An 18,001-nucleotide genomic window follows, 5' to 3' on the forward strand; every position below is an offset into this window, starting at 1 on the left:
AACTTACCCTGACACGGATTTCCACTGGTTTTTACAATTTTTATCAGACTAACTTCCACTTGGATTAGCGGTGGAACTTAGTTTGGGAATTTACCAGTTTCTTTTCAAGACTATAAATCAAGGAATCCCTTACTATTCATATCGTAGCGATTCTACAGGATCCATTTTACTAATTTTACGCGCTGGGAAGTAGGCTGAGACATAACCAAGTAATAGAGCGAAAACTAAAGTTCCTAAAATAGATAAAAGATTTAATTCAAAAACCTTAGTAATGGATGGGTAAAAGTGATTTACAACCACATTCGCCAAGCTTCCCACCCCTTGTGCAACCAAAAATGCCAGCAGCAAGGCGATTCCTACAATCCAGATAGCCTCGTAAATAAAAATCCCTTTGACATCACGATTTTGATAACCAACTGCCTTCATGACACCTATTTCCTTAGAACGTTGCATGATATTGATGTAAATGATGATACCAATCATGACCGCTGCTACCACAATAGCTTGTGATGAAAGCACAATCAACAATCCCTGAATGACACGAATAAAAGTAATCACAATATCAAGAACCTTCTGTTGAGAAAGAACAGTATACTTCTTATTTTTCTGTAATTCTTCTGTTACCGCTTTTGTCTGTGATGGATCTTTGAGTTCCAAGATAAAATAAGATACAGCTTTTGTAAATCCAGCTTCTTTCAAAATCGTTTCCATTTGATTAGACGGCATGAAACTGTTGCTGTCCTCCATGTCATCTTCATCATTGATCACACGTACAATCTTTGTTTGAAATTGAGCTATCTTGCTAGCTTCGGCAGCATTTTCTACAATGCTGGCTGAGACTGATTTGCCAATAACATCACTAGCCGTCAGATTTTTTCCTGTCTGTTCATTCCAATTTTTTAGTAAACTGCTTGGAATTGTCAAACCCTGTTCATTTGCATCAGTATAGAGGGAGCCTGCTAATACTTTGTCCGCCTCATTACTACTAACAGAAATACTTGTATCCTCATAGAGACTCACTACTTGAGCATAAGAAGGCATCGTTTGACTCAGATCCATTTCTTGCCCATCTATAGTCATATTTGACATGGTCATCCCAAAAGGACTCTCCAAATATTTAATAGCTTCTTTTCCAACTGTATCTGTGATATAGTTCTTATCATCTTGGTTCAAAAAGCCTCGTCCAATATTTTTTGTGTTTAAAGCAATCTGAACTTGAGAAGGGATTTGACCTCCATTCGTATTTTCATCAATCATCGAAATCAAAGCATTTCCCAAGCCGAAAGAAATTAAGACTCCTACAAAACCGATTGAGGTTGCTAGCGCAATTAATAGATTACGCCACTTTCTTTCCATAAAGTTATTTAAAGAAAGTTTGAATTTATTTTTCAATGACAATCCTTTATTTTTTGACTTCTTCAACGACTTCACCATCCTTCATTTTGATAATCACATCTGCATATTCAGCAACCTCTGGATTATGGGTTACGATCAATACTGTTTTTCCTGTTTGGGCTAATTTTTTAAACACTTCCAATACCATTTCTTGGGATTGAGAGTCTAGTGACCCTGTTGGCTCATCTGCTACAATCATATCAGGCTGATTTACCAGTGCACGCGCGATTGCTACGCGTTGCTTTTGCCCGCCAGAAAGCTGTTTAACATTTTTAGCCATAAAAGGCTCCATGCCCAAGTTACTTAATTGCTCCTTTGCAATCATTGTCATCTCCCTGTCAGATAAATCTTTGACATAGAGAGGTAGCTTGACATTATCCAAGACAGACTGATGAGGAATGAGGTTAAAGTTTTGAAACACAAATCCAATCTTATCTTTACGAAATTGAGTTAGTTCAATCTCTGATAAGTCACGGAGGGATTCCCCTTTAAACTCTAAATCTCCTTCATATTGTCTATCTAAACCACTGATGATATTGAGTAGACTGGTTTTGCCACAGCCTGACGGACCGTAAATCGCTGTAATTTTACCTTTTGCAATCTGCAGGTTAATATTTCTTAGAGCCTGCTCTTGATGTTTACCGTCCAAAGTGTAAAACTTTGAAATATTTTTAATGGATAAAATGGACATTCTTTCCCCCTTGTTTAAAACTGTTATCGTCATACATCATACTTATAGAAAATCCTTCAAGTTGATTGACCCTATAGGCCTACTACTTAGAATTTTCTCTCTATTGCCTAGTTTGCTTCTGGATGTATATCAAGTAAAATTCATTGTAACAAAAAAGTGGCATTCCCTCAATGACAGAAATGTCACTCCTATAAAGCATTTAACAATACCTTTCTAAGTCTTCGCTCCATTCCTTATCTAAACTAACGATTAACTTCTCATTGCCAAACATCCTCGCCATCATTTTTGCTTCTTCATACTTTTGTTTAGCTGTATCATAATCCATCTGAATATAATATTTCCATTCTACCATCAAGACAATCGGTTGTTTTTGAAAATCTCGTGTTTTCTGCCCTATTTTATTTAAGGTCTCAACTGCTCTCTTAAAATAACGAAACAGCCCCATAATTTCTATACAAGCTAAAGAAGCTAACAAGGAATCTCTAAGCAAGTCCAAACAATCGAACTCTATCTTATCAACCTGAGAACTTAGTTTGTCATGAAAACAAAGAATGGTTTCATGCTCAGATTCTTTTATCTCACCCATATTTAAACCATCCATTAACTGACAGTTGAAATACAGTCTCAGTTTCAACAAGTCCTCGGCTTTATATACATCTCTGGATAGTAAGTCTTGAAGACCGTCCTCAATCACACCACTTCCGTATAAGGAATTACTAGTCGCTCTCACTTCATCTATGGCTTGAAGACAATCCACTAGCACTTTCTCATCACGTGGCAAATCATCATAAAAACACTCAAAAATCTCATCGAAATATTCTTCCTTTTGTTCCTGCAACTCCTTGTCTCCATAGTCAGGATGATGAAGAAGAAAGTATTTTAATTCTTGGTAACGCTTCGGTAATTCCTTATAATCTGGCATCAAGACATAGGACGGAATTTCTAATCGTTCTGCAATATATTCTAGGGTTTTTATCGTCGGGCGAAATTCTCCTTTTTCGATTCTCACCAACTGACGCACTGATAGTTCAGACTCATCCCCGCAAAAAACTGGACGACTAAGCCCTTTCTCCTCTCTAAGAATCCTTACCTTTTCCCCTAGCTCATTCATCTCTTACATTTCTCCCTCGCATGATTATAAAAGATTTGATTTTCAAATAAATATATACGATGATTATACCATTTTTCAAATAGAATTACAAAAAAGAGACAGGATTTCTCCTGCCTCTAGGCTGATAAACAATTATTTACGGCGTCCTGGTCTTTCTTTGTAACCATAGTAAGAATCTTCGATGATTTCTTGCATATGGTCTACCATTGGAAGACGTGGGTTAGCTGGTGAACATTGGTCTTCATAAGCAAGGAAGGCCAACTCACGTGAATGTTCTTTCCATTCTTTTTCATCAATTCCTTGTGCTTTGAAGTTCATTTGGATACCTACGCGCTCACCAAGTTCGTAGACAGCTTTTGCGTAAGATTCCACACCTTCTTCTGGAGTAGAAGCTGGAAGTCCAAGCATGCGTGCGATATCTTGGTATTTTTCATCTGCACGGTAGTAGTTGTACTTAGGCCATGTTGCTGTCTTAGCTGGACGTGTACCGTTGTAGCGGATGACGTATGGAAGCAAGATAGCATTTGTACGACCGTGGATTGTGTGGAATTGCGCACCAATCTTATGGGCCATTGAGTGAGAAATACCTAGGAAGGCATTTGCAAAGGCCATACCAGCAATAGTTGAAGCGTTATGCATTTTCTCGCGTGAATGGAAATCTGCATTCTTAACTGAGCTTTCAAGGTTTTCGAATACAAGTTTGATTGCTTGAAGTGCAAGACCGTCAGTGTAGTCGCTAGCCATTTGTGATACATAAGCTTCAGTCGCGTGGGTCAATACGTCCATACCAGTATCCGCAGCAACAAATCCAGGAACTGTCAATACCAAAGCAGGGTCTACGATTGCCACAGTTGGTGTCAATGAGTAGTCAGCGATTGGGTATTTACGGTTATTCGCTTTATCAGAGATAACGGCAAATGGTGTTACTTCAGATCCTGTACCAGATGTAGTTGGAATCGCGATGAATTTAGTCTTCTTACCAAGCAATGGGAACTTGAAGGCACGTTTACGGATATCCATGAATTTTTGAACAAGGTCACGGAAGTCCACTTCTGGTTGCTCGTAGAAGAGCCACATTACTTTAGCGGCATCCATTGGAGAGCCACCACCAAGAGCGATGATTGTATCTGGTTTGAAGGCACGCATAATCTCAGTACCACGGTTTACAGTTGTGATATCTGGATCTGGTTCCACATCAGCAAAGATTTGGTAAACAACCTTATTGCGACGAAGGTCAAGTTGTTCGATGATACGATCAAGGAAACCAAGCTCTACCATGGCATGGTCAGTAACGATCATGACACGTTCAACGTCACGACATTTTTGAAGATATTGAATTGAATCACGTTCAAAGTATGTTTTTGAAGGAAGTTTCATCCATTGCATGTTATTTCTCCGTCTTCCGACTTTTTTGATATTCAAGAGGTTAATGGCACTAACGTTATCCCCAACTGAGTTGCGTCCGTAAGAACCACATCCAAGTGTCAATGATGGCAAGAAGGCATTGTAAACGTCCCCGATACCACCGAAAGTAGAAGGTGAGTTACAGATAACACGAATAGCTTTAACAGCTTTACCAAATTCTTTAGTCAATTCTTCGTCAGCTGTGTGGATGGCTGCTGAGTGCCCAAGACCGTTAAATTCAACCATTTGACGAGCCTTAGTAATACCATCTTCACGGCTTTCAGATTTCAAAACTGCGATAACTGGTGACAATTTTTCACGAGTCAATGGCTCATTTTCACCAACTTCTTTACATTCTGCAGCAAGAATGTTTGTTCCTTCTGGAACTGTAAATCCTGCTTGTTCTGCAATCCAAGTTGCTGGTTTACCAACAATGTCAGCGTTCAATTTTGCACCAGCACAGTTTTTGCTGTTTGCTTTCACGCCGAAGCAGAACTCTTCAAGAAGTGCTTTTTCTTTCTTGTTTACAAAGTAAGTGTGATAAGATTTGAACTCTGCTACAAATTCATCGTAAATTTCTTTATCAATGATAACCGCTTGTTCAGATGCACAGACCATACCATTATCAAATGATTTAGACATGACGATATCATGTGCTGCTTGACGAATGTTTGCTGATTTTTCAACATAAGCTGGAACGTTTCCTGCACCTACCCCAAGAGCTGGTTTACCACATGAGTAAGCCGCCTTAACCATGGCATTACCACCAGTTGCAAGGATTGTTGCAATGCCTTCGTGGTTCATCAATGCACTAGTTGCTTCCATAGATGGTTCAGTAATCCATTGCACACAGTTTTCAGGAGCACCAGCTGCGATAGCTGCATCGCGGACGATACGTGCTGCATGAGCAGATGATTCTTGTGCTGATGGGTGGAAGGCAAAAACGATTGGATTACGTGTCTTCAATGAAATCAATGATTTGAAGATTGCTGTTGATGTTGGGTTTGTTGTAGGAGTAATACCACACACAACACCGACCGGTTCAGCGATGAGAGTCAATCCTGTCACATCATCTTCTTCGATAACGCCAACTGTTTTAGTGTGACGCATATTGTTTACTACGTGTTCACAAGCAAACAAGTTCTTAGTTGCTTTATCTTCGAATACACCACGTCCTGTTTCTTCAAAGGCATGTAAAGCCAATTCTCCGTGGGCATCCAAAGCTGCTACTGATGCTTTGGCAACAATGTAGTCAACTTGCTCTTGATCCAATTTACGCATTTCTTCAAGGGCAACTAGAGCTTTTTGCACCAATCCATCAACATGCTTTTCAGCAGCGAGTTTCTTTTCCTCTGGTGTCACAGTTTTTTTATCAGCCATATTTTCCTCCATAGCTTTCAAGGATTGATATCCTTTGTTAATTTTTTCACAAGTTTATTATAACGCATTATTTCAACTTTGTAAACAGTTTCATAAACATTTCACAAAGAATTTTTTATTGTTTGTGAATTTTTTCTCATTTTCTTTACTTATCAAGTTTTTTCTTTAGAGTTTGTGAAATGAATTTCAAATATTTTTTTATTTCACAAGCTTGATTGGAAGAGGAGCTTGGAAAGAGATAGATTTTCTAGTAAGCGCTTACTTTTAGATGCTGACAATACCTCCTTTGATAAGGAGGCTTTATTTTTGTTGAAAAACACCTTGTCTAAAAGTCCCTTCATAAACAACTTCTTGTTCTGTTGTTAGTTTTCCTTTTCCTTCAGCCTGACCATTTACAAAATCACCTTCGTAGGTCCAGCCTTCTTTGGATTGAAAGGTACCTTTTCCGTTGAAAGCCCCATTGTTGAAGCCACCTGTATATTGGTCTCCATTTTGAAAGGTAATGGTACCTTGTCCATTCATTTTACCGCGGACAAGACTGCCATCATAAACAATCGTTCCATTATCCAGTTTTAAGACACCTTTTCCGGGAATATTTAGAAAAAAGACGAGCACAGCACAAAAAACAATCGTAACTACTGCCAAAAGCTCTAAACGTGGACGAGTCAGATAGACACGATACTTTTCGTAAAAATTCTTAAGATTTTCCACCTTCACTCTCCTTTTCTAAACGTTCTAGCCAAACTTGACACCCCTCTTGAACACGCTGATAGGTCTCCTCAAAATCCCCTGTATACCAAGGATCTGGAACACTTTCAGATGCAAATGAGTAAATCTTATCTTGACAGTCTGCTGGACACATCTGACGTAAGTCAGAAACATTTGAAGCGTCCATTCCGATAATATAATCAAAGGCTTCAAAATCTTCCTTACTAATCTGAAGCGATGTCTTGCCTTTTTCATAAGGAATCTCATACTCTTGAAAAATCCCTTGAGTTCCCTTATGAATCGGATTGCCATGTTCCCAAGAGGAAGTCGCTCGACTTTGGATTTCATAATTAGCTGTCATTGATTTCATAACAAACTCGGCCATAGGGCTGCGACAAATATTTCCCAGACAGACAAAGACTAGTTTTTTCATCCCATTTCCTTTCTTTTACAGAAAAACGGGAGTTCGTGATCCCGTCTTATTTTTCAATTGCGCCTTCTAATGAAGCTGTTTCCTTCAGTGGCAATACGGTTTTGATAGCAGTTAGTTCAAAAGTCAAGTAAACTCCATCTACATCAAGGACAATTGTTCTCTTCTCCGTATCTACTTCATCGACTGTTCCGTAAAGTCCACCGATTGTAATGACTTCATAGCCTTTTTGTAATTTATTCAAGCTTTCCATACGTTTTTGTGCTTGTTTCTTTTGAGAGCGTTGCGTAAAGAACATCAAGCCCACCATAGCCACAAGAATGATTAAAAATGTATATTGTGATTCCATTATATTCTCCTTTGTCTTTTACATAGGACTACTATATCAAATTTCAGCTACTTTTACAAGATTGTACCTTGCTTTTCTAGTAAGAAAAAACCAGAGCTTGCGCCCTGATTTTTAGGATTATTTCAAGTTTTGAACGACTTTTACAAGATTTTCTACAGTAAAGCCATATTCTGACAATACTTTTGGTGCTGGGGCAGAGGCTCCGAAGGTATCAATACCAAGAACAGCACCATCGAGACCAACATATTTGTACCAGTTTTGAGTTGCACCCATCTCGACTGCAACACGACGGCGAACTGCATTTGGAAGGATTTCTTCCTTGTATGCTGCATCTTGTTTATCAAAGACATCTGTAGATGGCATGCTGACTACACGGATTTTTGCTCCTTGACTAGCCAATTCTTTAGCAGCTGAGACAGCTAGATTGACCTCTGAACCTGTCGCAATCAAGATTGTATCAAAATCTGCTGCATTTTCATAGACAACATAGGCACCTTTTGCAACCTTGTCGAAGTCTGTTCCCTCTTCAACAGTCAAGTTTTGACGTGTCAAGACAAGGGCAGTTGGTGTTTTCTCACTTGTCACTGCAAGGTACCAAGCTGCTTGCGTTTCACGCGCATCTGCTGGACGGAAAACATTCAGATTTGGCATGGCACGAAGACCTGCTAAGTGCTCAACTGGTTCGTGTGTTGGGCCATCTTCCCCTACCGCAATAGAATCGTGGGTAAAGACATAAGTCACAGGAAGACCTTGCAAGGCTGACAAGCGGACAGCTGCCTTCACATAGTCAGAGAATACGAAGAAAGTTCCACCATATACACGAAGTCCACCGTGAAGGGCCATCCCGTTCAAGATCGTTCCCATTGCAAATTCACGAACACCAAACTGAATGTTGCGGTTCAAGCGATTGGCATCGTCTTGAAGTCCGTCAGTCTTGATATAAGTCATGTTTGAGTGAGCTAGGTCAGCTGATCCACCTAGGAAGGTTGGTAACTTAGCTGCCACAACGTTCAAAGCATCCTGACTCGAGTTACGAGTTGCTTGAGAGAAGCCATTTTCTAAAGCTGGGAAGTCTGCTGGAGTCACTTCAACTGGATCACGTCCATCAATAATGGCTTCTACTTCTGCAGCCAATTCTGGGTGAGCCTCTTTATAATCGGCAACTAATTTTGTCCAAGCTTCATAAGCTGATGCGCCACGGTCTGCAACATGTTCTTTGAAATCAGCATAAACTTGTTCTGGAACTTCAAATGGTTCATAGTCCCAACCGAGAGCTTGACGAGTAGCTGCAGTTTCATCTGCTCCAAGAGGAGCACCGTGTACGGCATTAGTTCCCTGTTTATTTGGAGAACCGTATCCAATAACAGTCTTCACTTCAATCAAAGATGGCTTGCCTGAAGCTTTAGCTGCTTCGATAGCAGCATGGATGGCTTCCAAGTCTGTTCCATCTTCAACTAAGGCAGTGTGCCAACCGTAGGCATTGTAACGGTCACGAACACTTTCTGTAAAGGAATCCTTTGTCTCACCATCCAAGTTGATGTCATTTGAATCATAAAGAACAACCAACTTGTCTAGTTTTTGCAAGCCTGCGTATGAAGCCGCCTCACTTGAGACACCTTCCATCAAATCTCCGTCCCCACAGATAACGTAAGTATAGTGGTCAAAGATATTGTAGCCTTCACGATTATATTTGGCTGCCAAAAAACGTTCTGCTTGGGCAAAACCAGTGGCAGTTGAGATTCCTTGTCCTAGAGGACCTGTCGTAGCATCAATCCCTGCTGTATGGCCAAATTCTGGGTGACCAGGTGTTTTTGAACCCCATTGACGGAAGCTCTTGATTTCATCCATGCTGACATCTTCAAAACCAGAAAGGTGAAGAAGGGCATAAAGAAGCATTGAACCATGACCTGCTGAAAGAATAAAACGGTCACGGTTAATCCAGTTTGGTTGAGCTGGATTGATACGAAGTTGTTTTGTAAAGAGGCTGTAAGCCATCGGAGCCGCTCCCATAACCACACCTGGGTGACCAGAGTTGGCTTTATTAATAGCGTCAATACCTAGGAAACGGATTGCATTAACAGATAGATTTGACATAGAATTTCCTTTCTATTTGAGGTGATTATTGTATCACACATTCTATTTTACTATTATATGAAAAAATACATAGAATAGCAATTAAACAATTCGACGCTAGATAAGTCTCCTATTTTCTACTCTCTGGTCGCTTGATAATAAGGAAGTAAGCGCTTATAAGCTTCATCTAATTTTTCTAAAATCACTTCTAATGATTGATTTTCTATAAAAGAAACATCTGCTTTAACTAACACTTTGCGAACTTCCTGATTGGATAGTTTATTTCTTAAAATTTGACGGTTCTCCTCAGTAGCCTCCCACCGTTGACTTTGACCATCAGAGTAGGATAGATAATAAATCCCTTCTACCACTGGAACTTCTAACACCTTGGCTTGCTTGCCTAGAGTCTGCTCATCCTTCTTGCGCTCGATAAAACTGACTTCTAGTGAGACCCCAAAATCAGAAGAACTTCCATACAAACGTAAGGCTAGCATAGGCTCTGTCACTTTCCCCTCACGCTGTAGATAGACCCAGAAATGTGGTCGCAAGCGCTGCGCTTGGTTCATCCACTGGCTAGTCTGTTGGAGTTGCCATTCTGGATGGCTTGCTTGGAAAGCTTTGGCCAATTCTGTAAAAGCCTTCCGAGCCTCTTGGCCTTTGTGGCGGAATTCCAGCATCTTCTCTCGCTCTGCTCCTGCTCTATCAGGATTACGGTACTGCAAACCAGCAAAGTCTAAATAATCTCTTATCTTATTCAACATTAGTTTAATCTCCTCTAGCTAGCAAAAAATCAGGAGAACCCTGATTTTACTTATTCTGTATCTACAACGACATAGCGATTGGGTTCGTCACCTTCAGAGTAACTGGTCACGCCATCCATACGTGAAATAATACGATGGATAATCTTGCGTTCGCTATTCGACATTGGATCTGTCTGATGACTGCGTCCTTCTTCTAAAACACGAGTCGCCAATTTTTGCGCATAGGTCTGCAAGACTTCTGCACGGTGTTCGACATAATCATTGACATTAATAGTGATATAGAAGGTTCTTGAATAGCGGTTGTAAAGATAATTTTGAGCCAACAGTTGCAAGGCCTTCAAAACTTTACCATGGTAGCCAATAATACGACCTGGTTCGTTGGTGTCAATTTGCAAGTTGATACTACGACGGTTATAATCATTTGAAAGTGTGGCTTCAACATCCATGTCATCAATAATCGTTTGAACATAAGTCGTTACTTCCGTAGCTACTTGTTCAATATCAAAGTTCGGTTCAACCTTCAAGCCCAAGTCTTCTAGTTCTTGACTTTCAGTTTGCTCAGCTTGGTTTTCAATAATAGGCGTTTCTACTTCTTCGAGGTCAGTTTCTTCAAGTTGTAATTCATTTAAAATCTCAATGTGACCAGTTTCTTCTAAGATAGTGCTGGCATGTCTTTCATGTTTTAAGATTTCAGCCTTGACTTCATCAGAAATACCTTGGCCTCCCTCTTCAATCTTTTTAATTGCCTCTACAACATGACCCAAATCAACCGTTGCTTCACTGACTGTTTTAACAGGCTCATTCAAATCATTAATTTGCTTTGGAACTCCCTTTACAGCTTGTTGGTTTGCTTTTACAACTGTCGTTTCACTAATAGCATCGATATCCACTTGGGCTGGTTTTTTACCAAATAAGCCAAGAAACCCTTTTTTCTCACGAGAAATGACTTTGATATGAGCCTTCATTCTTGGAATATCTAATTCTTTCAATCCTTTCTGGATTGCTTCTTCAACAGTTGAACCTGTAAATACTACCATTACCAGATTCCTCCTTATTATTTCGTTTTCTGAGCCTTTTTCTTGGCTTTTCTTTTTCTATTTTCCAAATCTTTCTGTGCCTGTACTACAGCCTCGCGTTCTGCGATAATCTTGAATGGATTGTTCAAGAAATAGGTTTGCAAGACTTGATAGGCATTGGACACTGCCCAGTAGAGAGCAACTCCGCTCGGAGCATAAACCCCAAAGATAAAAATCAAGACCGGAATCCCATACATCATCGCAGTCGTAGCCCCATTACGCTCAGACAAGGCTTTATTGGATAACCAAGTACTTAAAAAGGTAAATACTGCTGCTAAAATCGGAAGAACAAGGGTTGTATCCACACCACCAAGATTAATCCATAAGAAATGTCCTGTCTTTAAAAAGTCAACTCTTGATAGAGCTTGGAACAAGGCCAAGATAACCGGCATCTGAATCAAAATCGGCCAAAGAGAATCTGACTGTCTGACACCCATTTCTTTAAAGACTTTACGCATTTCTTGCTCTAGCTTGGTTCTGCTTTCCATATCTCGACCTGGATATTGTTCTCGAAGCGCCTTAATGCGTGGTTGAGCTTCTTGCATTTTTCTAGAAGCCACCATTTGCACTTGGAAGACTGGCAAGAGAACTGTACGAATCAAGACCGTAAAGAGGATAATCCCCACTCCGATACTGATATCAAACGATAAAAAGCGAATGATTTCCGCAAAGAAGTAAACAAATTTACTCCAAAAATCAGCCGATTCGGCTGTAATATCGCTAGTTGTCCCATTTGTCGCACAAGCTGTCATGATTAATAGAGACAGTCCTAGCAAACTAGTCAACTGTAGTTTCTTTTTCACTCCCATTTCCTTCCTGGTAAATCTTTGATAATTTTAATACGTGGAGTAGATTTTTCTCCATCTCTGCGTATCCCAAGGTTTCGACTCCTTTTCGAGCAATGACAACAAAGTCGACATCTTCTACCAGACTCCCTTTTGCATTCTGGATAATATGTCGAATTCGTCGCTTAATTTGATTTCTAGTGACGGCATTCCCCAGTTTTTTGCTGACTGATAGACCTACTCGAAAATGGTTTTTCTGATTTTCTAATTGGTAGACAACAAATTTGCGATTGGCAAAACTTGTCCCCTCCTTGAAAATCGCCTTAAAATCTTTCTCTCTTTTTACACGAAAGTTTTTCTTCAAAACTCAACTCCATCTATTAAATTACTACTATTATACCATATTTTTCAAAAAAGCCAATCATAGCAAGGTTTTGGACATTTCCATCAGAAAAAGAAGCTGGAAAAATCTCTTTCCCAACTCCTTGTACGGAATATTTTTTCTGATTTTAGTTATTTTTTCAAACGTTCAACATCACGGGCAATGACCAATTCTTCATCTGTTGGAATAACCAATACACGGATCTTCGCTGCCTCTGTTGAGATGTCTCCTGTCACACCAAAGACGTTCTTTTCTGGGTCAACATCACAACCAAACCAAGAGATACCTGAGATAACATCTTCACGCACATTTGCAGCATTTTCACCAATACCTGCTGTGAAGATAATAGCATCTGCTCCATTTAAGACTGCAAGGTATTGACCGATATGTTTTTGGATACGATCAACATACATTTCATAGGCTAAAGTGGCATCGTGGTCCCCTTCTTCCATAGCAGCAATCACATCACGCATATCACTAGACTTGCCTGAAACTCCCATTAGTCCTGACTCACGATTGAGAATATGGCTAATAGCTTCTGGAGTATTAAAGTCCTCTGTATATTGCATTAAATAAGGAATGATAGCTGGGTCAATATCCCCTGTACGAGTTCCCATCATCACACCGCCAAGTGGAGTGAAGCCCATTGAAGTATCGACAGATTGACCACCCTTAATAGCTGTAATAGAAGCACCATTACCGATATGGCAAGTAATTAACTTCAAGTCTTCTAATGGACGTCCCAAGAGTTTTGCAGCTTCTCCTGCTACAAACTGGTGACTTGTACCGTGGGCACCATATTTACGAACCTTGTTTTCTGTGTAATATTTTGTTGGTAGAGGGTAGCGATAAGCTTTCTCTGGCATACTTGTGTGGAATGAAGTATCAAAAACAACTACACTGGTAATGTCTGGCAACAATTCCTTGAAGGCACGAACACCTGCTGCATTGGCTGGATTGTGGAGAGGAGCCAACAAGCTCAACTCTTCAACTTTTTCTAAAACATCCCCTTCAACAACTGTTGATTCTTTGAAATATTCTCCACCTGCAACAACACGGTGTCCAACACCTGTAATCTCATCATAAGCCTTGATAATATCGAAACGAATCAAGTCATCCAATAAAATTTTAACAGCTTGTGTGTGATTTTCGATATCCAAAATTTGTTGTTCAGAACGGCCATCAAATTTTACAGTTGAAATAGAATCTTTCAAACCAATCCGTTCAATTAAACCTTTAGCAAGAACTTTTTCCTCTGGCATTTGATAAAGTTGCCATTTCAAACTTGAACTTCCCGCATTGATTGCAATTGTTTTTGTCATAACATGATACCCCTCTTTTTTAAGCGTTTTCATCTATTATAACAAAATCTATTTTATATTTCAGTACCTTGAGTCCATTTTTGAAAATTTTCTTTAAATTTCATTAAAACACTTGCATCTTGTAGGCTAGCAAGTGGATAAACAAAAGGCTCTACTGCTATTTCACTTTTCTTCTGTAGGATAAAAATAGTCTTAGATTGTTTGGCATTGGCAAAGAGATTTTCAGGCAAATTAATCATGGCAGTCAGACTTGCCTCTTCTTTCAACCAGCCTTTCAACAAATCACTTTGAGGGCTGGTCAACAAATCACTCGGAGCGAGAAAAATAGCATATCCGTCTGACTTGAGATACTTAAGCCCTTGTTCCATGAGCAAGTGATGGGCGTAGGTATGTTCTTGGCTAGAAGCAACTTGATGGCGTGACGCAACGGCGTCATCAGGATAATAGCCAACAGGCAAGTCGCTGATGACCACATCGCTTTCTTTGAGCATTTGTGGACGAACGGCATCTCCTTGGACAAAGCCAGCCTGCAAACCAATTACATCTGCCATGCTAGCTGCCAAATCAATCAACAAATCATCCACTTCCATTCCCAAGTAATCCACCTTTTTATCAAGCGAGGTCAAGAAAGTAGCCCCCAGAATCCCCATCCCGGAACCCATTTCGAGGATAGTGATTTCCTCCTCTTTAAACAACTCTTCCACAATAAACACCAAAAGTAAAGCAATGGCATCTGGTGTAAACTGGTGATTGGCCTGCAAGGGTTCTGTTTGCCCAGCCTTCATCAAGAGAAACTGGTAGGTCTTGAGCCATTCTTCTCTGCGTAGTGCTAAACGCTTAAGGGCTTGATTGTTCTCCTTGACCTGCTCTAACTCAGTCTCACCATCCAAATAGATGCTGTTTTGCTCCACCAGGGCGTCATAAAAGTTGGTCGCCAAATCACTTTGGATGAATTGGACATTCTCTAGTAAATACGTATAAGCTTGTTCAATTTTTTCAAAATCCATATTCCTATCTTATCAAATTTCCCTTCTTTTTTCCATCCTTATAGAAAAATCACACTATATCTATATTGGTTTCCCTTCAATTTTTTACTGACGACATCAATCTTATCTACACAAGATCAGATAAACGTTTCTAACTATCTACAACTGTACTCTTATCTTGCTGTCTGATTATTGCTTGGTATAAAATGGCACATAATCATTCTAATAACTCACCCCTCTTCTACTAATCCTCTCTAATATATAATCGAAGGAAATAAAAGATCAAAACAGTGCAAGAAAAGCCCACTAATACTCAATGAAAATCAAAGAGCAAACTAGGAAACTAGCCGCAGGTTGCTCAAAACACTGCTTTGAGGTTGCAGATAGAACTGACGAAGTCAGCTCAAAACACTGTTTTGAGGTTGTGGATAGAACTGACGAAGTCAGTAACCATACCTACGTCAAGGCTACGTTGACGTGGTTTGAAGAGATTTTCGAAGAGTATAATCTATCAATACTTTTATGAAGTGGGTTTTCGTACTCAATTTTTTAACCGACTATACAAACACAAGGCTGGGAAACTCAATTCCATCCGAAAAGAAAGGAAATATTTCCACAATAAAACGCATACTATCAAGTTTTTGAACACCTGATAATATGCGTTTTTATAATTTTACAGATTTTTTTGTCCAAACTCGATAGACACATCTATCGCCAATCAAGTATGAGATAAGCAGATTGTTTACATTTCTTCATCATCACGTTTACGGCGTTTCGCAAACAGACCTAAACCAGTCACAGCTGCCAAAGCTCCTAGAAGCGCAGATGTTTTGGAAACTTCTGTACCTGTATTTGGCAATTGCTGTCTTGACTTAGCTGTCGATCCCGTACCGTTTCCTACATGTGAAGTCGAATGATCAACATTTGATCCTACAAGTGAGCTTGACATTGAGGCGCTATCAGAAATTGCATTTGAAAGTGACGTACTTGTTGAAGTCGACATAGACACCGATGTTGAGATTGACATGCTTAGACTTATTGACTGCGAAGCACTTTCACTCAAACTAAACTCTGGTTTATCAGTACTATCCGGAACTGACATACTTGTTGACGCTGATGTACTTGCACTTGTTGAAGCTGACGTACTTGCACTTGTTGAAGCTGACGTGCTTGCTGATGTACTTGCACTTGTTGAAGCTGACGTGCTAGCCGATGTGCTTGCTGAAGTACTTGCGCTCGTTGAAGCCGATGTGCTTGCTGAAGTACTTGCGCTCGTTGAAGCTGACGTGCTTGCCGATGTGCTTGCTGACGTGCTTGCGCTTGTTGAAGCCGATGTACTTGCTGATGTCGACGCGCTTGTTGAAGCTGATGTACTTGCTGATGTGCTTGCTGATGTGCTTGCACTTGTTGAAGCCGATGTGCTTGCTGATGTGCTTGCACTTGTTGAAGCTGATGTACTTGCGCTTGTTGATGCCGATGTACTTGCTGACGTACTTGCGCTTGTTGATGCCGATGTACTTGCTGATGTGCTTGCGCTTGTTGAAGCTGACGTGCTTGCTGACGTACTTGCGCTTGTCGAAGCCGATGTGCTAGCCGACGTACTTGCGCTTGTTGAAGCTGATGTACTTGCTGATGTGCTTGCTGATGTGCTTGCACTTGTTGAAGCTGACGTACTTGCTGATGTGCTTGCTGATATGCTTGCACTTGTTGAAGCTGACGTACTTGCTGACGTACTTGCGCTTGTTGAAGCTGACGTGCTAGCTGATGTACTTGCGCTTGTTGAAGCTGATGTGCTTGCTGACGTGCTTGCGCTCGTTGAAGCCGATGTGCTTGCTGACGTACTTGCGCTTGTTGATGCTGACGTGCTTGCTGATGTACTTGCTGATGTACTTGCGCTTGTTGAAGCTGACGTGCTAGCTGATGTACTTGCGCTTGTTGAAGCTGACGTGCTTGCTGACGTGCTTGCGCTCGTTGAAGCCGATGTGCTTGCTGACGTGCTTGCGCTTGTTGAAGCCGATGTACTTGCTGATGTACTTGCACTTGTCGAAGCCGATGTGCTAGCCGACGTACTTGCGCTTGTTGAAGCCGATGTACTTGCTGATGTACTTGCGCTCGTTGACGCCGATGTACTTGCTGACGTGCTTGCGCTCGTTGACGCCGATGTACTTGCTGATGTGCTTGCTGACGTACTTGCGCTCGTTGAAGCCGATGTACTTGCACTTGTTGATGCCGACGTGCTTGCTGATGTACTTGCGCTTGTTGAAGCCGATGTACTTGCTGATGTGCTTGCACTTGTTGAAGCCGATGTGCTTGCTGACGTGCTTGCGCTTGTTGAAGCCGATGTACTTGCTGATGTACTTGCACTTGTTGAAGCTGACGTACTTGCTGATGTGCTTGCGCTTGTTGATGCTGACGTGCTTGCGCTCGTTGAAGCCGATGTGCTTGCTGACGTGCTTGCGCTTGTTGAAGCCGATGTACTTGCTGATGTACTTGCACTTGTCGAAGCCGATGTGCTAGCCGACGTACTTGCGCTTGTTGAAGCCGATGTACTTGCTGATGTACTTGCGCTCGTTGACGCCGATGTACTTGCTGACGTGCTTGCTGATGTGCTTGCTGATGTACTTGCACTTGTTGATGCTGACGTACTTGCTGATGTACTTGCACTTGTTGATGCTGACGTGCTTGCTGATGTCGACGCGCTTGTTGATGCTGATGTGCTTGCTGATGTGCTTGCACTTGTTGAAGCTGATGTGCTTGCTGATGTACTTGCGCTCGTTGACGCCGATGTACTTGCTGATGTACTTGCACTTGTTGATGCTGACGTGCTTGCTGATGTACTTGCACTTGTTGATGCTGACGTACTTGCTGATGTACTTGCACTTGTTGATGCTGACGTGCTTGCTGATGTCGACGCGCTTGTTGATGCTGATGTGCTTGCTGACGTGCTTGCACTTGTTGATGCTGATGTGCTTGCTGATGTACTTGCGCTCGTTGACGCCGATGTACTTGCTGATGTACTTGCGCTCGTTGACGCCGATGTACTTGCTGACGTGCTTGCGCTTGTTGAAGCCGATGTACTTGCTGATGTACTTGCACTTGTTGATGCTGACGTGCTTGCTGATGTACTTGCACTTGTTGATGCTGACGT

The 18,001-nt window shown here is 41.0% G+C and carries 16 protein-coding genes and 1 pseudogene; 2 read left to right on the top strand and 15 right to left on the bottom strand.

The window, feature by feature from the left end; translation table 11 throughout:
* Positions 1-132 precede the first annotated feature (132 nt).
* The 14 genes from B7695_RS07010 to B7695_RS07080 form a co-directional block, all read right to left on the bottom strand.
* Positions 133-1,434 (bottom strand): ABC transporter permease, encoded by a 1,302-nt coding sequence (locus B7695_RS07010; RefSeq protein ID WP_192855751.1) that lies wholly within the window; start codon positions 1,432-1,434, stop codon positions 133-135.
* Entirely contained in the window at positions 1,403-2,086 is a 684-nt protein-coding gene (locus tag B7695_RS07015; protein ID WP_084890681.1) for an ABC transporter ATP-binding protein, read from the bottom strand. The genes B7695_RS07010 and B7695_RS07015 overlap by 32 nt, the downstream gene beginning before the upstream one ends.
* Before the next feature lie 199 nt (positions 2,087-2,285).
* A complete protein-coding gene (locus tag B7695_RS07025; protein WP_084890685.1) occupies positions 2,286-3,197 on the bottom strand; it encodes a helix-turn-helix domain-containing protein in 912 nt (303 codons plus the stop codon).
* Positions 3,198-3,329: 132 nt separating this feature from the next.
* Positions 3,330-5,981 (bottom strand): bifunctional acetaldehyde-CoA/alcohol dehydrogenase, encoded by a 2,652-nt coding sequence (adhE, locus tag B7695_RS07030; RefSeq protein ID WP_000763955.1) that lies wholly within the window; start codon positions 5,979-5,981, stop codon positions 3,330-3,332.
* A 300-nt stretch (positions 5,982-6,281) separates the two neighbouring features.
* Complete coding sequence (locus B7695_RS07035; protein ID WP_084890687.1) at positions 6,282-6,692, bottom strand: MORN repeat-containing protein; 411 nt, start codon at positions 6,690-6,692, stop codon at positions 6,282-6,284.
* Positions 6,679-7,122, bottom strand: coding sequence for a low molecular weight protein-tyrosine-phosphatase (locus B7695_RS07040; protein WP_084890689.1), 444 nt, complete (start codon positions 7,120-7,122; stop codon positions 6,679-6,681). Before B7695_RS07040 ends, B7695_RS07035 begins: the two co-directional genes overlap by 14 nt.
* A gap of 46 nt (positions 7,123-7,168) precedes the next feature.
* The gene (gene yajC, locus B7695_RS07045) at positions 7,169-7,468 is read right to left on the bottom strand and encodes a preprotein translocase subunit YajC (protein WP_084890691.1); all 300 of its coding nucleotides are present in this window, start codon (positions 7,466-7,468) and stop codon (positions 7,169-7,171) included.
* A 117-nt stretch (positions 7,469-7,585) separates the two neighbouring features.
* The gene (gene tkt, locus B7695_RS07050; RefSeq protein ID WP_084890693.1) at positions 7,586-9,562 is read right to left on the bottom strand and encodes a transketolase; all 1,977 of its coding nucleotides are present in this window, start codon (positions 9,560-9,562) and stop codon (positions 7,586-7,588) included.
* A 116-nt stretch (positions 9,563-9,678) separates the two neighbouring features.
* Positions 9,679-10,302, bottom strand: coding sequence for a ribonuclease P (locus tag B7695_RS07055; protein ID WP_084890695.1), 624 nt, complete (start codon positions 10,300-10,302; stop codon positions 9,679-9,681).
* A gap of 50 nt (positions 10,303-10,352) precedes the next feature.
* Positions 10,353-11,339 carry an RNA-binding cell elongation regulator Jag/EloR gene (gene jag / locus B7695_RS07060; RefSeq protein ID WP_084890697.1) on the bottom strand — a complete coding sequence of 329 codons (987 nt, stop codon included), beginning with the start codon at positions 11,337-11,339 and terminating at the stop codon, positions 10,353-10,355.
* A gap of 17 nt (positions 11,340-11,356) precedes the next feature.
* Positions 11,357-12,181 (bottom strand): membrane protein insertase YidC, encoded by an 825-nt coding sequence (locus B7695_RS07065; RefSeq protein ID WP_205008486.1) that lies wholly within the window; start codon positions 12,179-12,181, stop codon positions 11,357-11,359.
* Positions 12,156-12,527 carry a ribonuclease P protein component gene (rnpA, locus tag B7695_RS07070; RefSeq protein ID WP_000739245.1) on the bottom strand — a complete coding sequence of 124 codons (372 nt, stop codon included), beginning with the start codon at positions 12,525-12,527 and terminating at the stop codon, positions 12,156-12,158. Before rnpA ends, B7695_RS07065 begins: the two co-directional genes overlap by 26 nt.
* A gap of 149 nt (positions 12,528-12,676) precedes the next feature.
* Positions 12,677-13,867, bottom strand: a complete 1,191-nt coding sequence (locus tag B7695_RS07075; protein ID WP_084890700.1) for an acetate kinase — start codon at positions 13,865-13,867, stop codon at positions 12,677-12,679.
* A 53-nt stretch (positions 13,868-13,920) separates the two neighbouring features.
* A complete protein-coding gene (locus tag B7695_RS07080; protein ID WP_084890702.1) occupies positions 13,921-14,874 on the bottom strand; it encodes a class I SAM-dependent methyltransferase in 954 nt (317 codons plus the stop codon).
* Between the two features lie 295 nt (positions 14,875-15,169).
* On the opposite strand from B7695_RS07080, the gene B7695_RS11480 reads away from it, so the two are divergent.
* Positions 15,170-15,379: a hypothetical protein gene (locus B7695_RS11480; protein WP_023945645.1), complete on the top strand. Its 210-nt coding sequence runs from the start codon at positions 15,170-15,172 to the stop codon at positions 15,377-15,379.
* Between the two features lie 216 nt (positions 15,380-15,595).
* Here B7695_RS11480 and B7695_RS11800 read toward each other — a convergent pair.
* Positions 15,596-15,736 (bottom strand): annotated as a pseudogene (locus B7695_RS11800) (LPXTG cell wall anchor domain-containing protein); the annotation flags it as partial.
* Between the two features lie 142 nt (positions 15,737-15,878).
* Between B7695_RS11800 and B7695_RS11805 the strand changes: the two are divergent.
* Positions 15,879-18,001 (top strand): hypothetical protein (locus tag B7695_RS11805; RefSeq protein ID WP_419991788.1); only part of this gene is annotated, 2,123 nt, incomplete at its 3' end.

It is taken from the genome of Streptococcus mitis (genome assembly GCF_002096845.1).
GTDB lineage: Bacteria > Bacillota > Bacilli > Lactobacillales > Streptococcaceae > Streptococcus > Streptococcus mitis_A.

Excerpts from the sequence above, each read along its gene's own strand:
- B7695_RS07075 (WP_084890700.1), bottom strand. The coding sequence starts at position 13,867 with ATGACAAAAACAATTGCAATCAATGCGGGAAGTTCAAGTTTGAAATGG.
- tkt (WP_084890693.1), bottom strand. The coding sequence starts at position 9,562 with ATGTCAAATCTATCTGTTAATGCAATCCGTTTCCTAGGTATTGACGCT.
- jag (WP_084890697.1), bottom strand. The coding sequence starts at position 11,339 with ATGGTAGTATTTACAGGTTCAACTGTTGAAGAAGCAATCCAGAAAGGA.
- B7695_RS07010 (WP_192855751.1), bottom strand. The coding sequence starts at position 1,434 with ATGGTGAAGTCGTTGAAGAAGTCAAAAAATAAAGGATTGTCATTGAAA.
- B7695_RS11480 (WP_023945645.1), top strand. The coding sequence starts at position 15,170 with ATGAAAATCAAAGAGCAAACTAGGAAACTAGCCGCAGGTTGCTCAAAA.
- adhE (WP_000763955.1), bottom strand. The coding sequence starts at position 5,981 with ATGGCTGATAAAAAAACTGTGACACCAGAGGAAAAGAAACTCGCTGCT.
- B7695_RS07015 (WP_084890681.1), bottom strand. The coding sequence starts at position 2,086 with ATGTCCATTTTATCCATTAAAAATATTTCAAAGTTTTACACTTTGGAC.
- yajC (WP_084890691.1), bottom strand. The coding sequence starts at position 7,468 with ATGGAATCACAATATACATTTTTAATCATTCTTGTGGCTATGGTGGGC.
- B7695_RS07055 (WP_084890695.1), bottom strand. The coding sequence starts at position 10,302 with ATGTTGAATAAGATAAGAGATTATTTAGACTTTGCTGGTTTGCAGTAC.
- B7695_RS07040 (WP_084890689.1), bottom strand. The coding sequence starts at position 7,122 with ATGAAAAAACTAGTCTTTGTCTGTCTGGGAAATATTTGTCGCAGCCCT.
- B7695_RS07025 (WP_084890685.1), bottom strand. The coding sequence starts at position 3,197 with ATGAATGAGCTAGGGGAAAAGGTAAGGATTCTTAGAGAGGAGAAAGGG.
- B7695_RS07080 (WP_084890702.1), bottom strand. The coding sequence starts at position 14,874 with ATGGATTTTGAAAAAATTGAACAAGCTTATACGTATTTACTAGAGAAT.